This window comes from Mesorhizobium sp. B1-1-5 (assembly GCF_006443065.1).
GTDB lineage: Bacteria > Pseudomonadota > Alphaproteobacteria > Rhizobiales > Rhizobiaceae > Mesorhizobium.
The window spans coordinates 38,317-54,163 of sequence record NZ_VFWS01000026.1; the positions used below are offsets into that span (position 1 = coordinate 38,317).

Consider the following 15,847-nt stretch of genomic DNA (forward strand, 5'->3'; position numbering starts at 1 on the left):
GCCATCATACCCCCAGCACCTCGTGCAGCTTTTCGGTGTGCGCGGTCAGCTGGCCGACGGCAAAACCTTCCACCACCTTGCCGTGGTCCATCAGATAGAAGCGGTCGGCGATGCGGGCGGCGAAGCGGAAGTTCTGCTCGACCAGAAGGATGGTCATGCCGCGTTTCTTCAGCGTCGCCAGCAACTCGCCGATGCGCTGCACGATGACTGGCGCCAGGCCCTCGGTCGGCTCGTCGAGCAAAAGCATCTCGACGCCGGTCCGCAGGATGCGGGCGATGGCCAGCATCTGCTGCTCGCCGCCGGACAGCTTCGTGCCCTGGCTGTTGCGGCGCTCCTTGAGATTGGGGAAGAGCTCGAAGATTTCTTCCACGCTCATACCGCCATTGGCCACGACGGGCGGCAGGATGAGGTTCTCGTCGACGGTAAGAGTGGCGAAGATGCCGCGCTCCTCCGGCACGAAGCCAATGCCCTGATGCGCGACGCGGTGCAACGGCAGGCGGATCAGGTCCTTGCCGTTGAAGGTGACGGAGCCCGTGCGCTTACGGATCAGGCCCATGATGGCGCGCAGCGTCGTCGTCTTGCCGACGCCGTTGCGGCCAAGCAGCGTCACGGTCTCGCCGCGCATGACGTCGAGGTTGACGCCATGCAGCGCATGGCCCTCGCCATACCAGGCGTGGAGGTCGCGCACGGCAAGCAGCGGCTCACTCATGCTCGGTTCCCATGTAGGCGACGCGGACGCGCTCGTCCTGGCTGACGGCGGCGTAGTCGCCGGCAGCGAGCACCTGGCCGCGCTGCATGACGGTGATCCAGTCGCAGAGATCGGCAACCACGGTGAGGTTGTGCTCGACCATCAGCACGGCGCGGTTTTTTGCCAGCGAGCGGATAATGCCGGAGATCGTGCCGACGTCCTCATGCCCCATGCCGGCCATCGGCTCGTCGAGCAGAAGCACCTTCGGTTCGAGCGCCAATGTGGTCGCGATCTCCAGCACGCGCTTGCGGCCGTAAGAGAGATCGCCGGCGAGACGATGCGCGGCGTCATCGAGGCCGACGATGGCGAGCAGCTCGCGTGCCCTTGGCGTCAGCCGATCCAACGCCGAGACCGGGCGCCAGAACTGGTAGCCCAGCCCGCTTGGACGCTGCAGCGCCACGCGCACATTGTCGAGCACGGAGAGATGCGGAAAGATCGCCGATATCTGAAAGGAGCGGACGAGCCCCATGCGCGCCACTTTGGCCGGCGGCGTGCGGGTGATGTCGGTGCCGAGCAATTCGATCCTGCCGCTGGTCGGCTGCAGGAATTTGGTCAAGAGATTGAAGATGGTGGTCTTGCCGGCGCCGTTCGGGCCGATCAGCGCATGGATCTTGGCGTGATGGACGTCGAGGTCGACATCCTTCACCGCGACGAAGCCGGCGAAGTCGCGCCTGAGGCCGCGGGCGGAAAGCACCACCCGCGGCATCTGATCCGTGCTGTCCGGGCGGACAGCGGTGGCTGTGTCGAGCGTCACTTGGCGGCGAGCGGGCAGCCGCTGTCCTCGGCCTTCATGAAGGCCTTGTCGCCCGGAATGGTCGCCAGATAGGTGTAATAGTCCCAGTCCTTCTTCGACTCTTCCGGCTTCTTGACCTGATAGAGATACATGTCGTGCACCATCGAGCCGTCGGCCTGCACCTTGCCGTTGGCGGTGAAGACGTCGTTGACCGGCATTTCATGCAGTTCCTTGGCCACTGCCTCGGTCTCGTCGGTGCCGGCCTTGTCGATGGCCTTCAGGTACTGCGTCACCGCCGAATAGGTGCCGGCCTGGATCATGTTCGGCATGCGGTTGGTGCGCTTGAAGAAGCGCTGGGCGAATTCACGGCTCTTGTCGTCGCGATCCCAGTAGAAGCCTTCGGTCAGCACCACGCCTTGCGCCGCCTGCAGGCCCAGCCCATGCACCTCGGCGAGCGTGAAAAGCAACGCGGCCAGCCGCTGGCCGCCGGCGACGATGCCGAATTCGGCTGCCTGCTTGATCGAGTTCGACGTGTCGAGGCCGGCATTGGCGAGCCCGACGATCTTGGCGCCGGAGGACTGCGCCTGCAGCAGGAAGGAGGAATAGTCGGTGGAGCCGAGCGGATAGCGCACTTCGCCCAGCACCTTGCCGCCGCTCGCCTCGACCAGCTTGGCGGTCTGGTCCTTAAGCGAATAGCCGAAGGCATAGTCGACGGTGATGAAATACCAGCTGTCGCCGCCCTGCTTGACCAGTTGGCCGCCGGTGCCGACCGCTTGGGAATGGGTGTCGTAGGCCCAATGGAAGCCATAGGGCGAGCACTGCTTGCCGGTGAGGTCGGTGGAAGCCGCGCCGGTGACGATGTCGATCTTCTTCTTTTCCTTGGAAAGCCCCTGGACGGCCAAGGCTACGGACGATGTCGTGAGCTCCATGATCGCGTCGACCTGCTCGGTGTCGTACCACTGGCGCGCGATGTTGGAGGCGATGTCGGGCTTGTTCTGATGATCGGCGCTGACGATCTCGATCGGCACGCCCTGCACCTTGCCGCCGAAATCATCGACCGCCATCTTGGCGGCCTCGACCGACCACTTGCCGCCGAAATCGGCATAGACGCCCGACTGGTCGTTGAGGATGCCGATCTTGACCTTGCCGTCGGAGATTTCGCCAGCCGCGGCCGGCATTGCGGATGCCGCAAGGAGCGCGGCCGAGACGAGATAGGATGCTTTCACTGGTGGTTCCTCCCATGTGGCAACCACGGGAAACGCGGCTGCCTCGCGATGGTTCAACAGTTCCTTCGGATTTTGGATTGGAGCCTCGATCCCGCTCTGCCGCTCCTCCTCTGGCGGGCCCTCCTGTTTGCGGGCTGGGCCGCAGTGTGCCTTGGGTGCACGGGCGCGAGCCTAGCACCACATGTCGCGGGCCGAGAATGCTATTTTCGTAGCATGGAGGATTGCCAGGCGGCCTGGGCGGCTACCAATCAGGCTCTATTGCAGAATCCTCGGAAAGCCCAAGCGATTTTACCGGCAGGAGCGTGCGGATCGCAGCTTCTCTAAGAGGAGCGGGAAAAGCCTTGAGATAGTCGCGGTCAAGTGGAAGCTTCAGGTAGTTGTGAGAAATCGCCGCAGCCACCTCAGCCTGCTCGCGATCGCGGGTGGCCTTGACCGCGGACCGGTCGGGCCGCCTCGCGAGCCATGCCTTGTGAAGCGCAAATATCCTGGGGTCGACAGTCGGTATCTTTACGGGATAGCCGCGCTCATCGATGGCGATTGCCTCGGTCTTGGGCGCATTGATGAGCCATTGCAATCCGTCCATCGGGGCACCGTCGAGATCATCGGCAAGCGGCGTTATCGACGTCGGGGCATTGTCCTTGAGGACATTTCTCGTTTGCGGTCTAATGAGATCGACAAGATAACCATCCCGGTTTGTCGCCCTGAAGGCTCTGGGCTGGAGTGGCTTGAAGGACCGGTCCACTTTGCGCAATACACCGATCAACCCGGATTGTGTTATCTTCTCGCCGGTCACGAAGCTGATCCGGCGGCGCGAGTCAAAGAGCAGATCGATGTCTCCGGTTGCCGTGAGGCCGCTCGCGATCTGCACACCCGCCAAAGCCTCGTAGGCGAACAGGGCATTCGTGCCGACGACAACCAACTGTCGTCCAAGGAGGTTCGTTTCGGCGCAGCGTCGCAATATCCGGGCAGCTATAGCCGGCACTCGCCCCAAGCCAATTGCGACATTGATCTTGGCAAGGCTGTTCAAGCGATCTGACAGGCCGGCCAGCAGGTCCTTGTTCCGTTCCCTGGCCTCGGAGAAAGCCGAAAATGATCTTTCCGTATCCTCGCTTCTGGGACCTAGCGAGCTTTCGGCTTGGCCGATCTTGCGCAGCAGGTATTCGGCGCCGTTCCGCTCAACCCAGCGCATGCTGCCCCGGAAGCGCCTTTGGTGCTCTTCGTTGGCGCCGAGCCAGCTCTCATAGACCTGCTGGGTATCTATGAGTTGGCGGCGCTGTTCATTTGTCAGCTCCCTAAGCATCCGTTTTCCACTCTACCGAGCCATTTCTAAATTAATAGTGGAAAATCGTTAAATAACAATGTCTTGCTTACCATTTTCCACCATCACTCTCGAATTCCGCCATGATAGTGGAAAAATGCTTGAAAACAATAGCTTAAATCGTTTCCCATGAAACGACTTTCGCGATTGTCCTTTCTCACCAAGGCAGCCTTTTGCAGTCACGAAAAAAGCCGTCGGTCGGACCGTCGTCGCGCAAGGTCGCGGCCCAGACGATGCCGGCGGCGCCAGACACAATCCGGAAACAAGATTCAACAGTCGGGAAAAACTCGCGAAAAAAACTGGTGTCATAACGGTACCCGCAGCAGCCGACCACTCCGGCGCGCGACAACAGACATTGATCCGAACCCAAGGAATGCCGATTATGAAAAAGACCTTTCTTTCCGCACTCGGCCTCGCCGTCGCCCTCGCTTTCGCGGTGCCCGCCGCCAACGCCCAGACCACCACCACGACGACCACCGCTCCGGCGACGAGCACCACTGCTCCTGCCGCGACCACGGCCGCCCCGGCCGCTTCCGAGACGGCGAAGGCTGGCGCCAATGGCCCGCACAAGAAGCTCAGGAAGCATCACCGTCATCATGCTCGCAAGCATCATCACGTGAAGAAGCACCACGTGCGCAAGCACCATGTGGAGAAGCATGTTGCAAAGAAGGCCGCATGAGGCCTGACGCGTTGCGACCTTCATGACCGGATGATCCGAGACCGCTTGCCAAGGGTTCAGGATCATCGCTTCCCGAAAACGCCGCCCCCCCTCCCGGGCGGCGTTTTTGCTTGCAGACCTAGTCGGGCAAACCGGCGACCATTTCGGGATCATGCCTTACTTCTTCTGCGGGTGGATGGTCTCGCCGCGCTTCAACATCGCCACCAGATCAGCGATCTTCTTCTTGCGGCCGGCCTCGGTCCTCATGTTGTGGACGCGGAAGGCGAGCGCGAAGCGGTTCTGTGCCGAAAGCTTGCCCAGCATCGCTTTCGCCTTCGGCTCGGCATCGATCGCAGCCTGCAGGTCGGGCGGGATGGCCATCTCCTTCGATCCGCCATAGGCGCGGCCCCAGCGACCGTCGACCTTGGCCGCCTCGACCTGATCGAGGCCATGCTTCGTCATGCGCCCCGCCTCGATCAGGCGCGCGACATTGTCGATGTTGATCTTGCTCCAGATGCTCTTCCTGCCGCGCGGCGTGTAGCGCTGCAGGAAACTTTTCTCGTCGAGCGACTTGCGCACCGCGTCGATCCAGCCGAAGCAAAGCACGACGTCGATCGCCTCCTTCGGCGTGATCGAGGCAAGACCAGAACCTACCTTGTGGATCTTTATCCAGACTTCGCTTTCGCGGGCGTGGTTGTCGGCAAGCCAGGCATGGAAGCTTTCGGCATCCGGGAATTCGTGCACCTTGTCCGGATCGACCTTGATGGGGGCCATTATCACCTCGTCATTTCATCACGCCAATACGGACGATTCCGCGACGGTTGTAGCGACGGCTGGTGCCAGTTCCTGTCAGCAGGCGCTATACGGCTTGATCCGAGGGATTCGCGTTCGCGACTTGAAGCACCGGCCGAAAACTCCCTTGTTTTCAATAACCTGGTAAACTCCACACTTCTGTTGACTTCTACAGATATGTGGAGTACGCTATCCTTTATGAACGCAAACGAATTCCGGCGCTGGCTCGCCAAGCAGGGATGCACCTTTGAAACCCACCGCGGTGGGAGCGGTCATCTGACTGTCCGTTATGAGGACAAAGTTTCCCAGTTGCCAATGCATGGTGGCGGCAAGGAGCTTGGAACGCGTTTGGTCGAGAAGATCAAGAAGGATTTGGGCCTGAAATAGAGGAGATAGTGTATGTGGTATGAACTCGCCCTCACGCCCGACGACAACGATACCTGGTTGGTTACGGCACCTCAGTTCGACGAAGTCGCGTCCTACGGCGCCACCGATGAAGAAGCTTGCCGCAATGGGCGCAATGCAATCGAGGAGGCCATCGCCGCCCGGATTGCGCACGGGGATGATATCCCTTTTCCGCTCAAGGAAACCAAGGGCAAGGGATGGTTCGTGGAGGTTCCGGCGCTCGTTTTCCTGAAGTCGGCCCTATACATGGCCCTTAGGGAAAAGGGCTGGAGCCGGGCGGATCTGATGCGTGAGTTGAAATGCCAGCGCGAGCATGTCGATCGGTTGTTCCGGCTCGACCACAACTCGCGGCTCGATTCGCTCGAGGAGGCATTCAAGGCGCTCGGCCACCCGCTGCGCTTCGACATGGAGTTCCACAAGGCCGCCTGACTTTCGCAACGAAGGTGGCGGCCGCCGACCTCCATCGGAGGCTCCGATACCACTATCGGTTTCTTCCGTTTCCGTTCCACGCCGTGCTTTGCCACATCAGTGTCCATGCAAAGGAAAGGCATGGACATGGAGAAGCAAAAAATCCTGATCGTCGGCGGCAGCTCGGGGATGGGGCTGGCGCTCGCCAGGCGCTGCCTCGAGGAAGGTGCGCACGTCATCATCGCCGGGCGAGGCGAAGCGAAGCTGGGCGCGGCGTGGGAAGAGCTCGGCCAGCCGGGCACGCTCGAAACAGCCGTGGTCGATATCAGCCGCGAGGATGAGGTCGCCGCACTGTTTCAGCGCGTCGGCAGGGTCGACCATATCGTCAGCACGGCGGCCGACATCGAGGGCGCCTACCGGCTGTTGCCCGAGATCGAGCTTTCAGCCGCGCAAAAGGTGGTGGAAAGCAAGTTCTACGGGCCGCTTTTACTCGCCAAGCACGGCGCGCTGAAGCTGCCGTCAGCCGGCTCGCTCACTTTCGTCTCGGGCATTGCCGCCCACCGGCCGGCGGCGCGCGGCTCGGTCGTCGCCGCCGTAAACGCCGCCTTGGAAGGGCTGGTGCGGGCTTTGGCCGTCGAACTGGCGCCGATCCGGGTCAACGCCGTCTCGCCTGGCTGGGTCGACACGCCGATCTGGGAGTTCGTCGCCGGCGACAAAAAGGACGACACGCTTGCGGCGATGGCGAAACGACTGCCGGTGGGTCGGGTCGGAAAGCCGGAGGACATCGCCGACGCAATCCGCTTCCTGATCGGCAACGGCTTTACGACGGGAGAGACGCTGCATGTCGAGGGCGGGCACCGCCTGGTGTGACCAAGGGGAAGCCCTCCCCTACGGCGGTGAGCAGTGCGTTAAGCGCTGGCGGCTGGACGCGGCGCCGCCGCCAGATCATCACCACGTCCGCCGAGCGGACCGGCCCAGGCCAGGCAAGCTCGGACACCTCGCCGCGACCGATCGCGGCGGCGACCGCCAGCCGCGGCACGAGGCCAAAGCCGGCGCCTGCCGCCACCAGCCCGGCGATGGCGTCGATGCTGCCGGCTTCCGCGGCGAGGCTGGGATTACCGAGGCCGGCCTCGGCGAACGCCTTATCGACCATGGCGCGGTAGACGCAGCCGGTCTCGGTGGCAACGAACTGCTTCTCGGCCAGCGCCGCCAGATCGACATCCGCCCGGTTGTCGCCGGGCGGCGCGATCAGCGCCAGCGGCTCGGCCGCCACGACGCGTCTGGCAAGGCGCGGGTCCGGCTCACCGGCATTGGATTGCTCGAAGCAGAAAACGACGTCGATCTCACCGTCGCCCAGCCGGCGCAGCAACTCGCCGCTGCCGGCGATCCGGAGCTTGATGTCGATGCCGGGATGATCGGCGCGAAAACCAGCAAGCCATGGCGCCAGCCTTGCCGCGGCGATCGTCTCCAGCGCGCCGATCGACAGGCCGCCGGCCGCCTCGGCGCTGGTGGCATCAATGGCGGCCCGCGCGTCGTCGGCGAGCGCCAGCAGCTCCTCGGCATAAGGTTTCAGCGCCTCGCCCGCCGGCGTCAGGGTGAGCCCCTGTCGCGAGCGGGTGAAGAGGCTGGCGCCAAGCTCGGTTTCCAGCGCCTGGATCTGGTCGCTGACGCTCGACTGCGCGAGATTGACCTCTCGCGCTGCGCGCGTGACGTTGCGGGTACGCGCGACCGCGAGAAAGGTCTTCAGCAGCCTGGGATGCATCGGCGCTCCAAGCCTACTGCAGCTGTGGCTTCTTCAGGAAGGAATTGCGGTCGGCGGATTTGATGCGCAGCCAGGTTTCGCGGCCGTCGCGCACGACGCGCAGCGGAATTTCAGCGCCGGCCGGATTCTGCCAGAGTTTTCTGTAGAAATCGGCCAGACCATCGACTTCGCCGTCGCGCACATCGGAGATGATGTCGCCCTGGCGCAGGCCCGCCTGTGCGGCCGGGCCGCCTTCGGCGACGCTCATCACCACCACCATGCCGTTCGACTCGGCCGAGAAGGCGCCGAGCCACGGACGCGGCGCCTTCGCCGCCTGGCCGCGCTTGATCAGATCGTCGAGGATCGGCGTCAGAAGATCGATAGGCACGACCATGTTGATGTCGGCCACCTCGCCGGCGCGGCTCATCTGCAGGCGCAGCGAGCCGACGCCCAGCAGCTTGCCGGCGCGGTCGAACAGCGCGGCCCCGCCCCAGGACGGATGCGCGGGCGCCGTGAAGATCGCCTCGTCGATCAGATATTCCCAATAGCCGGCGAATTCCTGCTTGGTCACGATATGGGCGTCGACCTGCTGGCCGATGCCGTCGGCGAGCGTCACGGCATCGCCGATCTTGGCTTTCCTGGCATTGCCGAGCTGGACCGCCGGCAGGCCGAGCGGCGACAGCGCCTGCACGAGGCCGAAGCCGGTCTCCTGGTCGTAAGCCAGCGCATGCGCCGCCACCACACGGCCATCCTGGTCGGTCAGCCACACTTCCTCGGCCTCGGTGATCAGATAGCCGATGGTGAGCACCAGCCCATTGTCGCGGATCACCACGCCGCTCCCCTCGCGGCGCGTGCCCAGCGCATTGGCGGTGAAGGCGTCGTCCGGAACCGTGGCGCGCACGGCAACGACGGAGCGCGAAATTTTCTCGATGGTCATCGATCCATCCTGCATTGCGGGTCTCTGCCTATAAGTATGGCCGAAGGAGCGCCGTGCAAGGGCGGATTCCCCTCGCTCAAGCTGGCATAAGCGCTAGTTCAACGAAGATTGAACTTTTTTCTTTGACGCGCGCGGAACCGCACCTAAGTCTATCGGCATCCGTGGCAGATGCCCGCCCTTCACGAAACGCAAGGCCTTCAACATGAACCAATACGTCCCGCCGAAAGTCTGGACCTGGAACAAGCCGAATGGCGGTGAGTTCGCCTCGATAAACCGGCCGATCGCAGGCCCCACGCATGACAAGAAACTGCCGGTCGGCAAGCACCCTCTGCAGCTCTACTCGCTGGCCACGCCCAATGGCCAGAAAGTAACGATCATGCTGGAGGAGCTTCTGGCGCTCGGCCACAAGGGTGCGGAATACGATGCCTGGCTGATCAAGATCGGCGACGGCGACCAGTTCGGCTCGGGCTTCGTCGAGGTCAATCCGAATTCGAAGATCCCGGCGCTGATGGACCATAGCGAGCCGAAGCCGGTGCGCGTGTTCGAATCCGGCTCGATCCTGACCTATCTCGCCGAAAAGTTCGGCGCGTTCCTGCCGACCGAACGCGCGGCGCGCGCGGAAACCTTCTCATGGCTGTTCTGGCAGATGGGCTCGGCGCCTTATCTCGGCGGCGGCTTCGGCCATTTCTATGCCTATGCGCCCGAAAAGATCGAATATGCCATCGACCGCTTCGCCATGGAGACCAAGCGGCAGATGGATGTGCTCGACCGCCGGCTGGCGGAGAGCGAATATCTCGCGGGCCCCGATTACACGATCGCCGACATTGCGGTCTGGCCCTGGTATGGCGGGCTCGCCAAGGGCCGCAGCTACAACAACGCCGCGGAGTTCCTGTCGGTGCATGAATACAAGAACGTGCAGCGCTGGGCCGACGCGATCGACGCGCGGCCGGCGGTAAGCCGCGGCCGCATGGTCAACCGCATGTCCGGCGATCCGGCCTTCCAGCTGCGCGAGCGCCATGACGCCAGCGACTTCGAAACCAGGACGCAGGATAAGCTGCAAGCGGCGGAGTGAACTGCTAATCCCCCCCTCGTGGGGGAGATGGCCGGCAGACCAGAGGGGGGCGCGAAGGATCGCGGCCTCCGGTGTTTTGCATCGGCCGAGCACAGTCGGCGATCGGATTTAGCTGATTTTAGCTGGAAAGGTTGGCGGGACAGCGCCCCCCTCTGCCCTACCGGGCATCTCCCCCACAAGGGGGGAGATTGGCTGTCGCGAGCTCCCCACTACCTCCCAAAGGTATACGTCACGGTCGCTTGGCCGAGCGCGGAGCTCTTGGCGGCGACCGAGATCATCTCCGGCAAGGGGTTGGCCGGTATGCGCAATGTCTTTTCACCCAGCGCATAGAGCGTAAAGACATAGTGATGGTCGCCGCTGCCGGGCGGCGGGCACGGGCCGAAATAGCCGGCGCGGCCGACGCCGCCTTTGCCCTGCACGGAGCCCTTGGGCATGCGCTGGCCACTTTGCGCGCCGGCGCCCTCGCGCAGACCCTTGGCGTTCGCCGGGATGTTCCAGGCCAGCCAGTGCCAGAAGCCCTTGCCGCCATTGGCATCGGTGTCGAACATGGTCAGCGCGTAGCTTTTCGTTCCGGCCGGCGGGTCCTTCCAGGCAAGCGCGATCGAGACGCTCTGTCCGCCACAGCCGGGCTTGTCGCCGAGATATTTTGCATCCCATTTGCCGTTCGATACCGACGGGCTGGACATCTCGAAGGCCGCCGCCTGACTGGCGAAGGCCACAAGGGCAAGCATGGTGAAGCCGAGGCGCAAGGTCATCTGATCCTCCCTGAATGACGCAGCGTAGCCGAAAAGCGGCCCGAAAAAGGGCAAGCTAGCGCGGCCGCTTGCCGAGACAATGAGAAAGCCCCGCCGGTGGAGGCCGTCGGGGCTTTCGTTCGGGCCATAGAGGTGGGACCCCACGGCCGGGTCGATCCAGGGGGTTGGATCGGTCGCGACACTAGCCGAGGAATCGGGCGCGCGGACAATCACGCCTGCACACGACCAATCACGCCTGCGCGAGTGGACGGCCGGCTGCTGATCTCCCCTTGAGGGTCAGCCCCGCAGCAGCTTTGCCAGTCTCGGCACGCCTTCGTTCACCGCGCGGCCGTCGGCAAGCGTGAATGACATGCGCAGCGTGTTGCGGCCGGTGCCGTCGGCGTAGAAGGCGTTGCCCGGCACGAAGGCGACGCGCGCCTCCTTGATCGAGCGCGCCAGCAGCTCGGTGGCATCCGTGCCTTCCGGCAGCGTCAGCCAAACGAACATGCCGCCGTCCGGACGGCTCCAGGAAATGCCGGCGGGCATGTCGGCTTCCAGCGCGGAAAGCAGCGCATCGCGGCGCTTTCGGTAGGCATCGATCAGTTTTTCCACCTGGGCGTCGAAGATGGTTTCGGCGACGCGGTGCATGACCATCTGGTTGATCGAGGGGCTGTGCAGGTCGGACGCCTGCTTCATCAGCACCAGCTTCTCCACCACATGGCGCGGCGCGCAGACCCAGCCGACGCGCATGCCCGGCGACAGGATCTTCGAGAACGACCCGCAATAGAGCGTGCGTGCATGATCGATGCCGCCGGAGCGGGCGCAATCGAGCGCAAGGATCGGCGGTTCGCCCTCGCCGTCATAGCGCAGCGCGCGGTAGGCGGCATCCTCGATGACGGCGATGTCGAGCTCGCCGGCAAGGTCGAGCACCGCCTCGCGCTGCTTGGTATCCAGCGTATTGCCGGTCGGATTGGCGAAATCCGGCACCAGATAGGCGAACTTCACCTTGCCGCCATTGGCCGCCGCTGCCGCGCGATAAGCCTCGGGCGTCATGTTGCCGCCGGCGGTGTTCAGCCGGTCGTAGCGCGGCTCATAGGCGTTGAAAGCCTGCAGCGCGCCGAGATAGGTCGGCCATGTCACCAGCGCAGTGTCGCCGGGGGACAAAAAGAGCTTGCCGAGATAGTCGAGCGCCTGCTGCGAGCCGGAGGTGATGAAGATGTTGCCCTCGTCGCATCGAACGCCAAGCTTGCCCATATGGGCGGCCAGCCATTTGCGCAGCGGCAGGAAACCCTCGCTGACCTGGTACTGCAGCGCGGCGCCCGCCTCCTTGCCGCCCAGCACGGCCTGGTAGGCATCGCCGATGGCTTCGGCCGGAAACAGCGACGGGTCGGGAATGCCGCCGGCGAAGGAGATGATGTCGGGCTGGTCGAGCAGCTTCAACAGCTCGCGGATTTCCGAAGCCTTCATGCGCGAGGAACGCGAGGCCAGAAGGTTCAACAGGGTCAAGGCGCACCTCCCGCGGGGCGTATTCTACTTAGGTCAACCTAGCTGACCTATTATCAGGCTTTTTCACCGAGTTGAATAGCCCAGGCTCGAAGCGCGCGCAGGCCAATAAGCACCATGCATTCACCGAAACGTGACCGCCAGGAAATATCAGCGACATCTAAATAAATCGCTGTTGGTGATACTTATGACGTGCCCCAACTGTGGGGCAACAACGATGGGAGGTACAGGCCATGAAAACGAAGATCGCATTTCTAAGCCTATTGGCCGCGTCGGTCATCGCCGGCACGGCATTCGCCGGCATCCTCGACGAGCCGAAGATGATGGCTCCGTTCTTCACCGACAAGACGATGAAGACGATGAAGTCGGATGCCGATATGAAGAAGGCTTGGGCCAAGATGTCGAAGAAGCACCAAGCGGCGATGATGAAGGAATGCCAGGACGCGGCCATGAGCAAGCCGCATGCCGAATTCTGCGCCAAGCTGAACGCGCTGGCGGGCCACGCCTGACCGAGTTTCGACGCAGGATGGCGGATCCTGAGGTGGACCGCCATCCGCCTCAAACTCAAGAACATTTAAGCGACCGCGAATAGAAACCCGTTGCCTCGAAGCGCAAGCGGATGCAACCTCATGGGCGCGGACCGTCAAGAAGAAGAACATCGGTCCGGAACGGGAGGGGCAATGACGCTCGAGGTCATCGGGGCCGGCTTCGGCCGCACCGGCACGTGGTCGACTTTCGCCGCGCTGAACAGGCTCGGCTTTCCGAGCTACCACATGCAGGAAGTCATCATCAACAAGGCCAACAAGGACCATCTCGACTTCTGGTGCAAGGTGGCGAACAGCCCGCCCGGTGCGCAGCAGGATTGGAGCCGGGTCTTCGCCAATTATCGGGCGACCGTCGACAATCCGGGCTGCTGCGTGTGGCGCGAGCTAATGGCCGCCTATCCGGAAGCCAAGGTGCTTCTGACGCTGCATCCGCGCGGCGCCGAGGCCTGGTACGACAGCACCATAGACACGATCTACTTCACCGAGAATGTCTGGCAGTTCAGGGTGCTGGAATGGCTGACGCCGTTCGGCCGCAAGTTCGGCGACATGTCGCGCAAGCTGGTCTGGGGCCGAACGCTGAAGGGCGTGATGAACGACCGCGACAAAGCGGTGGCGCGCTACAATTCCTATATCGACGAGGTGAAGGGGGCGGTGCCGCCTGAGAAGCTGCTTGTCTTCAAGGTCAGCGACGGCTGGGCGCCGCTCTGCGATTTCCTCGGCGTCGCGCTGCCCAACGAACCCTTCCCCAATCTCAATGACCGCGCCAGCATCAAGAAGATCATCAACGGGATGATCGTGGGATCTTATCTGATGCTTGCCGGCGTAGCGGTCCTGATCGCGCTGGCCATCGGCGCCCTTTGGCGGTGGCTGGCGTAGCGGCCACCCGGATCGGCCTGCCAGGGCCGCGGCGCTCCGGCTCCGGCGGCCGCGCGATTAGAACGGCAAACGGATCTCGTCAGGCTCGGTCCTGTCAGGCCAGCCGATGTCCTTCTGAATCTCCGTCGGCAGCTCGTTAAGCTCGCGCGCCGTGCGGCGGCGCTTGCTGGCCTGCGCGAAGGCGGCGCGGATTCGGTTGAGACTTTTGAACATGAAAAACCTCCTAAATCAGCGGCGGAAGACCGGTGCCGCCTCTTCCCGGCGTCGCTTTTGCGATGCGTCTGTAACCGGTGGATTGCGCGCGAACGGTGAAATGCTTCACGAAGCCGGAACGGCTTGAAACATATGCATGCAAACTAATTTAGGGGGTCGGCCATGTGGCGCTACTCAGGACGCGAGCCTGCATGGCCTGCAATGTCAAACGCTTACGCCCGTTGCCTTGCGCGTTGATTCGCATCCGTTGAACGGCCCGCGCTTTACTCGGTCAAGCGGAAGCCTGGCTTTCGAAAGCCGCCACGCGCTCTTCGGGAATCGCCCTAGAATTTGTAGTTGATCTTGCCGACGACGACGTTTTCCGTGTTCCGGTTATCGACGAAGAAGCCCGGCAGCTGGTCGCTTTCGCCGGTTTTGGTGCCGAAGTCATAATAATTCCACTCGACGCCCGCGGTCCAATGGTCGGTGAAAGCGTATTCGGCGCCGAGACCAGCAGTCCAGCCGACACGTGAGCCGCCGCCAAACGACTGCGGAAAAACGTCAACCTCGGCGATTTTATACTTGGTGAATGCGATGCCGGCGTCACCATAGATCAGGAAGCGGTCGAACGCGTATCCGAGACGTCCGCGCACCGAGGCCAGATAGTCCTGCTTGGTCTCACAGGTCGTACCAGGAGCTGTCGAACATTGGTTGTCGCCCTTCACGGTCGAGCCTGCAAGGTCGCCTTCAATGCCGATGACGTACTGGTCGATCTGGTAGTTGTAGCCGATCTGGCCGCCGAAAATACCGCCGGAGCCATTGGTGTTGAAAGGAACGAAATCGCCCGACCAGTGGCTGTCATTCCAGCCGCCGCCTATCTGGCCGCCGGCATAGAATCCAGTCCATGAAAAAGGCATGGCCGCGACAGGCTGAACAAGGTCGGCCGCCAGCACCGGGGAAGAGGCTGCCAAAAATGCAACCGAGCAAAGCAGGGCCAGTTTCATGAGAGTCTCCGCACCGATCGACCACAAATCGGTACCACAATGCGGATTACTCAGCGTATCAAAGCTTCGGCAAAGGCCTTTTTGAACGGCGCGAGTTGTAATCCGGCAACAAATTAGACATCCCTGATTCAATCAGGTTTCGCCGCCATATACCGTTTTCGCGGAAGTTTCAGCGGGCGGCAAATGTGCCATGCTGAAATCTGCGGTATGAGGCCGCCGTGGTCGACGCGGACGCCCAAGCACATCCCCAACAATGCGCCCCCAACGGCCGCGTCGACCATGACCGGAAACGCCAATGGCGACCGCGCCTGGGGTCGCTTTTTCGACCGGCCTCGCTTTTATTCAGCCTTGGCTGCCGGCGTATTCGGCGACCAGCGGCTCATATTCCTCGAAGGCGGGCAACGTCGCGTAGCTGTGCACGGCCGAAGTCGCCGCCCAGGGCAATTTCTCACTGGTCCAGGTTTCGATGAAGGGCGCGAACCAGGCATGGTCGTCGAGCATGGTCGGGCGCAGGTTGACGAACCAATCGATCCCTTCCGGCCGCGTGAACATCCAGGTCATGCAGTAGCCGCAGAAATAATGTTTCGATGCGCCGTGCAGACCGCCGACCACCGGCTCGCCCTTTGTCACCTCGAAACCTTCCGAGGGAATCGTCGCGCTCAGCGAATAGGCGCTGGACGACATCGACTGGCAACCCGTGCAATGGCAGGCCATGGTGAGCAGCGGCTTTGCCGAGATTTTCAGGCGCACGCGGCCGCAGCGGCAGCCTCCTTCGGCGGGAAGAGTGAGGGTGGGCAAGATCGGCTCCTGGGGTTGGGGGTTCTCCCTTCTCCCCCTGTGGGGTGAGAAGCGGTCCGCGCAGCGGACGAAAAGCCAATTGCTTGGCTTTTGGTGTTTCGAACGCCCTGAGCCTGCGAAGGGCGGGGCGGTGGATCGGCGCGTAGCGCCGAGACGG

19 protein-coding genes are annotated in these 15,847 nt (G+C 62.8%); 7 read left to right on the top strand and 12 right to left on the bottom strand.

The features are described 5' to 3' along the window. Window positions 1-4: 4 nt before the first annotated feature. The 4 genes from FJ980_RS11820 to FJ980_RS11835 all read right to left on the bottom strand — a co-directional run bounded on the left by FJ980_RS11820 (window position 5) and on the right by FJ980_RS11835 (window position 4,007). The gene (locus FJ980_RS11820) at window positions 5-709 is read right to left on the bottom strand and encodes an ABC transporter ATP-binding protein (RefSeq protein ID WP_140543057.1); all 705 of its coding nucleotides are present in this window, start codon (window positions 707-709) and stop codon (window positions 5-7) included. Then, entirely contained in the window at window positions 702-1,454 is a 753-nt protein-coding gene (locus FJ980_RS11825) for an ABC transporter ATP-binding protein (protein WP_140543081.1), read from the bottom strand. Before FJ980_RS11825 ends, FJ980_RS11820 begins: the two co-directional genes overlap by 8 nt. Window positions 1,455-1,498: 44 nt before the next feature. Next, the gene (locus tag FJ980_RS11830) at window positions 1,499-2,707 is read right to left on the bottom strand and encodes an ABC transporter substrate-binding protein (protein ID WP_140543058.1); all 1,209 of its coding nucleotides are present in this window, start codon (window positions 2,705-2,707) and stop codon (window positions 1,499-1,501) included. Between the two features lie 241 nt (window positions 2,708-2,948). Further along, window positions 2,949-4,007, bottom strand: coding sequence for a nucleotidyltransferase domain-containing protein (locus tag FJ980_RS11835; protein WP_140543059.1), 1,059 nt, complete (start codon window positions 4,005-4,007; stop codon window positions 2,949-2,951). A 400-nt stretch (window positions 4,008-4,407) separates the two neighbouring features. Here FJ980_RS11835 and FJ980_RS11845 point away from each other — a divergent pair, with 400 nt between their 5' ends. Beyond that, window positions 4,408-4,704, top strand: coding sequence for a hypothetical protein (locus tag FJ980_RS11845; RefSeq protein ID WP_140543060.1), 297 nt, complete (start codon window positions 4,408-4,410; stop codon window positions 4,702-4,704). A gap of 156 nt (window positions 4,705-4,860) precedes the next feature. Here FJ980_RS11845 and FJ980_RS11850 read toward each other — a convergent pair whose 3' ends face one another. Next, on the bottom strand, window positions 4,861-5,457 hold the full coding sequence (locus FJ980_RS11850; RefSeq protein WP_140543061.1) for a YdeI/OmpD-associated family protein: 597 nt from the start codon (window positions 5,455-5,457) through the stop codon (window positions 4,861-4,863). Window positions 5,458-5,673: 216 nt separating this feature from the next. On the opposite strand from FJ980_RS11850, the gene FJ980_RS11855 reads away from it, so the two are divergent. The 3 genes from FJ980_RS11855 to FJ980_RS11865 all read left to right on the top strand — a co-directional run bounded on the left by FJ980_RS11855 (window position 5,674) and on the right by FJ980_RS11865 (window position 7,158). Then, a complete protein-coding gene (locus tag FJ980_RS11855) occupies window positions 5,674-5,862 on the top strand; it encodes a type II toxin-antitoxin system HicA family toxin (RefSeq protein ID WP_140543062.1) in 189 nt (62 codons plus the stop codon). Between the two features lie 12 nt (window positions 5,863-5,874). Continuing rightward, window positions 5,875-6,309 (top strand): type II toxin-antitoxin system HicB family antitoxin, encoded by a 435-nt coding sequence (locus tag FJ980_RS11860; RefSeq protein WP_140543063.1) that lies wholly within the window; start codon window positions 5,875-5,877, stop codon window positions 6,307-6,309. Window positions 6,310-6,429: 120 nt separating this feature from the next. Beyond that, complete coding sequence (locus FJ980_RS11865; RefSeq protein WP_140543064.1) at window positions 6,430-7,158, top strand: SDR family oxidoreductase; 729 nt, start codon at window positions 6,430-6,432, stop codon at window positions 7,156-7,158. Here FJ980_RS11865 and FJ980_RS11870 read toward each other — a convergent pair. Then, complete coding sequence (locus FJ980_RS11870; RefSeq protein ID WP_140543065.1) at window positions 7,109-8,050, bottom strand: LysR family transcriptional regulator; 942 nt, start codon at window positions 8,048-8,050, stop codon at window positions 7,109-7,111. The two genes, FJ980_RS11865 and FJ980_RS11870, sit on opposite strands and share 50 nt — an antisense overlap. Before the next feature lie 13 nt (window positions 8,051-8,063). Then, the gene (locus FJ980_RS11875; protein WP_140543066.1) at window positions 8,064-8,966 is read right to left on the bottom strand and encodes a S1C family serine protease; all 903 of its coding nucleotides are present in this window, start codon (window positions 8,964-8,966) and stop codon (window positions 8,064-8,066) included. Between the two features lie 202 nt (window positions 8,967-9,168). Here FJ980_RS11875 and yghU point away from each other — a divergent pair, with 202 nt between their 5' ends. Next, complete coding sequence (gene yghU, locus FJ980_RS11880; protein WP_140543067.1) at window positions 9,169-10,038, top strand: glutathione-dependent disulfide-bond oxidoreductase; 870 nt, start codon at window positions 9,169-9,171, stop codon at window positions 10,036-10,038. A 209-nt stretch (window positions 10,039-10,247) separates the two neighbouring features. Here yghU and FJ980_RS11885 read toward each other — a convergent pair whose 3' ends face one another. Next, on the bottom strand, window positions 10,248-10,793 hold the full coding sequence (locus tag FJ980_RS11885; RefSeq protein WP_140543068.1) for a YbhB/YbcL family Raf kinase inhibitor-like protein: 546 nt from the start codon (window positions 10,791-10,793) through the stop codon (window positions 10,248-10,250). Between the two features lie 276 nt (window positions 10,794-11,069). After that, window positions 11,070-12,239, bottom strand: coding sequence for a PLP-dependent aminotransferase family protein (locus FJ980_RS11890; RefSeq protein ID WP_181181175.1), 1,170 nt, complete (start codon window positions 12,237-12,239; stop codon window positions 11,070-11,072). A 269-nt stretch (window positions 12,240-12,508) separates the two neighbouring features. On the opposite strand from FJ980_RS11890, the gene FJ980_RS11895 reads away from it, so the two are divergent. Both FJ980_RS11895 and FJ980_RS11900 read left to right on the top strand, forming a co-directional pair. Next, window positions 12,509-12,784 (top strand): hypothetical protein, encoded by a 276-nt coding sequence (locus FJ980_RS11895; RefSeq protein WP_140543070.1) that lies wholly within the window; start codon window positions 12,509-12,511, stop codon window positions 12,782-12,784. Window positions 12,785-12,955: 171 nt separating this feature from the next. Continuing rightward, window positions 12,956-13,696: a sulfotransferase family protein gene (locus tag FJ980_RS11900; protein ID WP_140543071.1), complete on the top strand. Its 741-nt coding sequence runs from the start codon at window positions 12,956-12,958 to the stop codon at window positions 13,694-13,696. Between the two features lie 57 nt (window positions 13,697-13,753). Here FJ980_RS11900 and FJ980_RS11905 read toward each other — a convergent pair whose 3' ends face one another. The 3 genes from FJ980_RS11905 to FJ980_RS11915 all read right to left on the bottom strand — a co-directional run bounded on the left by FJ980_RS11905 (window position 13,754) and on the right by FJ980_RS11915 (window position 15,690). Continuing rightward, window positions 13,754-13,909 carry a DUF1127 domain-containing protein gene (locus FJ980_RS11905; protein ID WP_095768360.1) on the bottom strand — a complete coding sequence of 52 codons (156 nt, stop codon included), beginning with the start codon at window positions 13,907-13,909 and terminating at the stop codon, window positions 13,754-13,756. A 323-nt stretch (window positions 13,910-14,232) separates the two neighbouring features. Continuing rightward, a complete protein-coding gene (locus tag FJ980_RS11910) occupies window positions 14,233-14,892 on the bottom strand; it encodes an outer membrane protein (protein ID WP_140543072.1) in 660 nt (219 codons plus the stop codon). A gap of 342 nt (window positions 14,893-15,234) precedes the next feature. Then, complete coding sequence (locus tag FJ980_RS11915; RefSeq protein ID WP_140543073.1) at window positions 15,235-15,690, bottom strand: GFA family protein; 456 nt, start codon at window positions 15,688-15,690, stop codon at window positions 15,235-15,237. Between the last annotated feature and the right edge of the window lie 157 nt (window positions 15,691-15,847).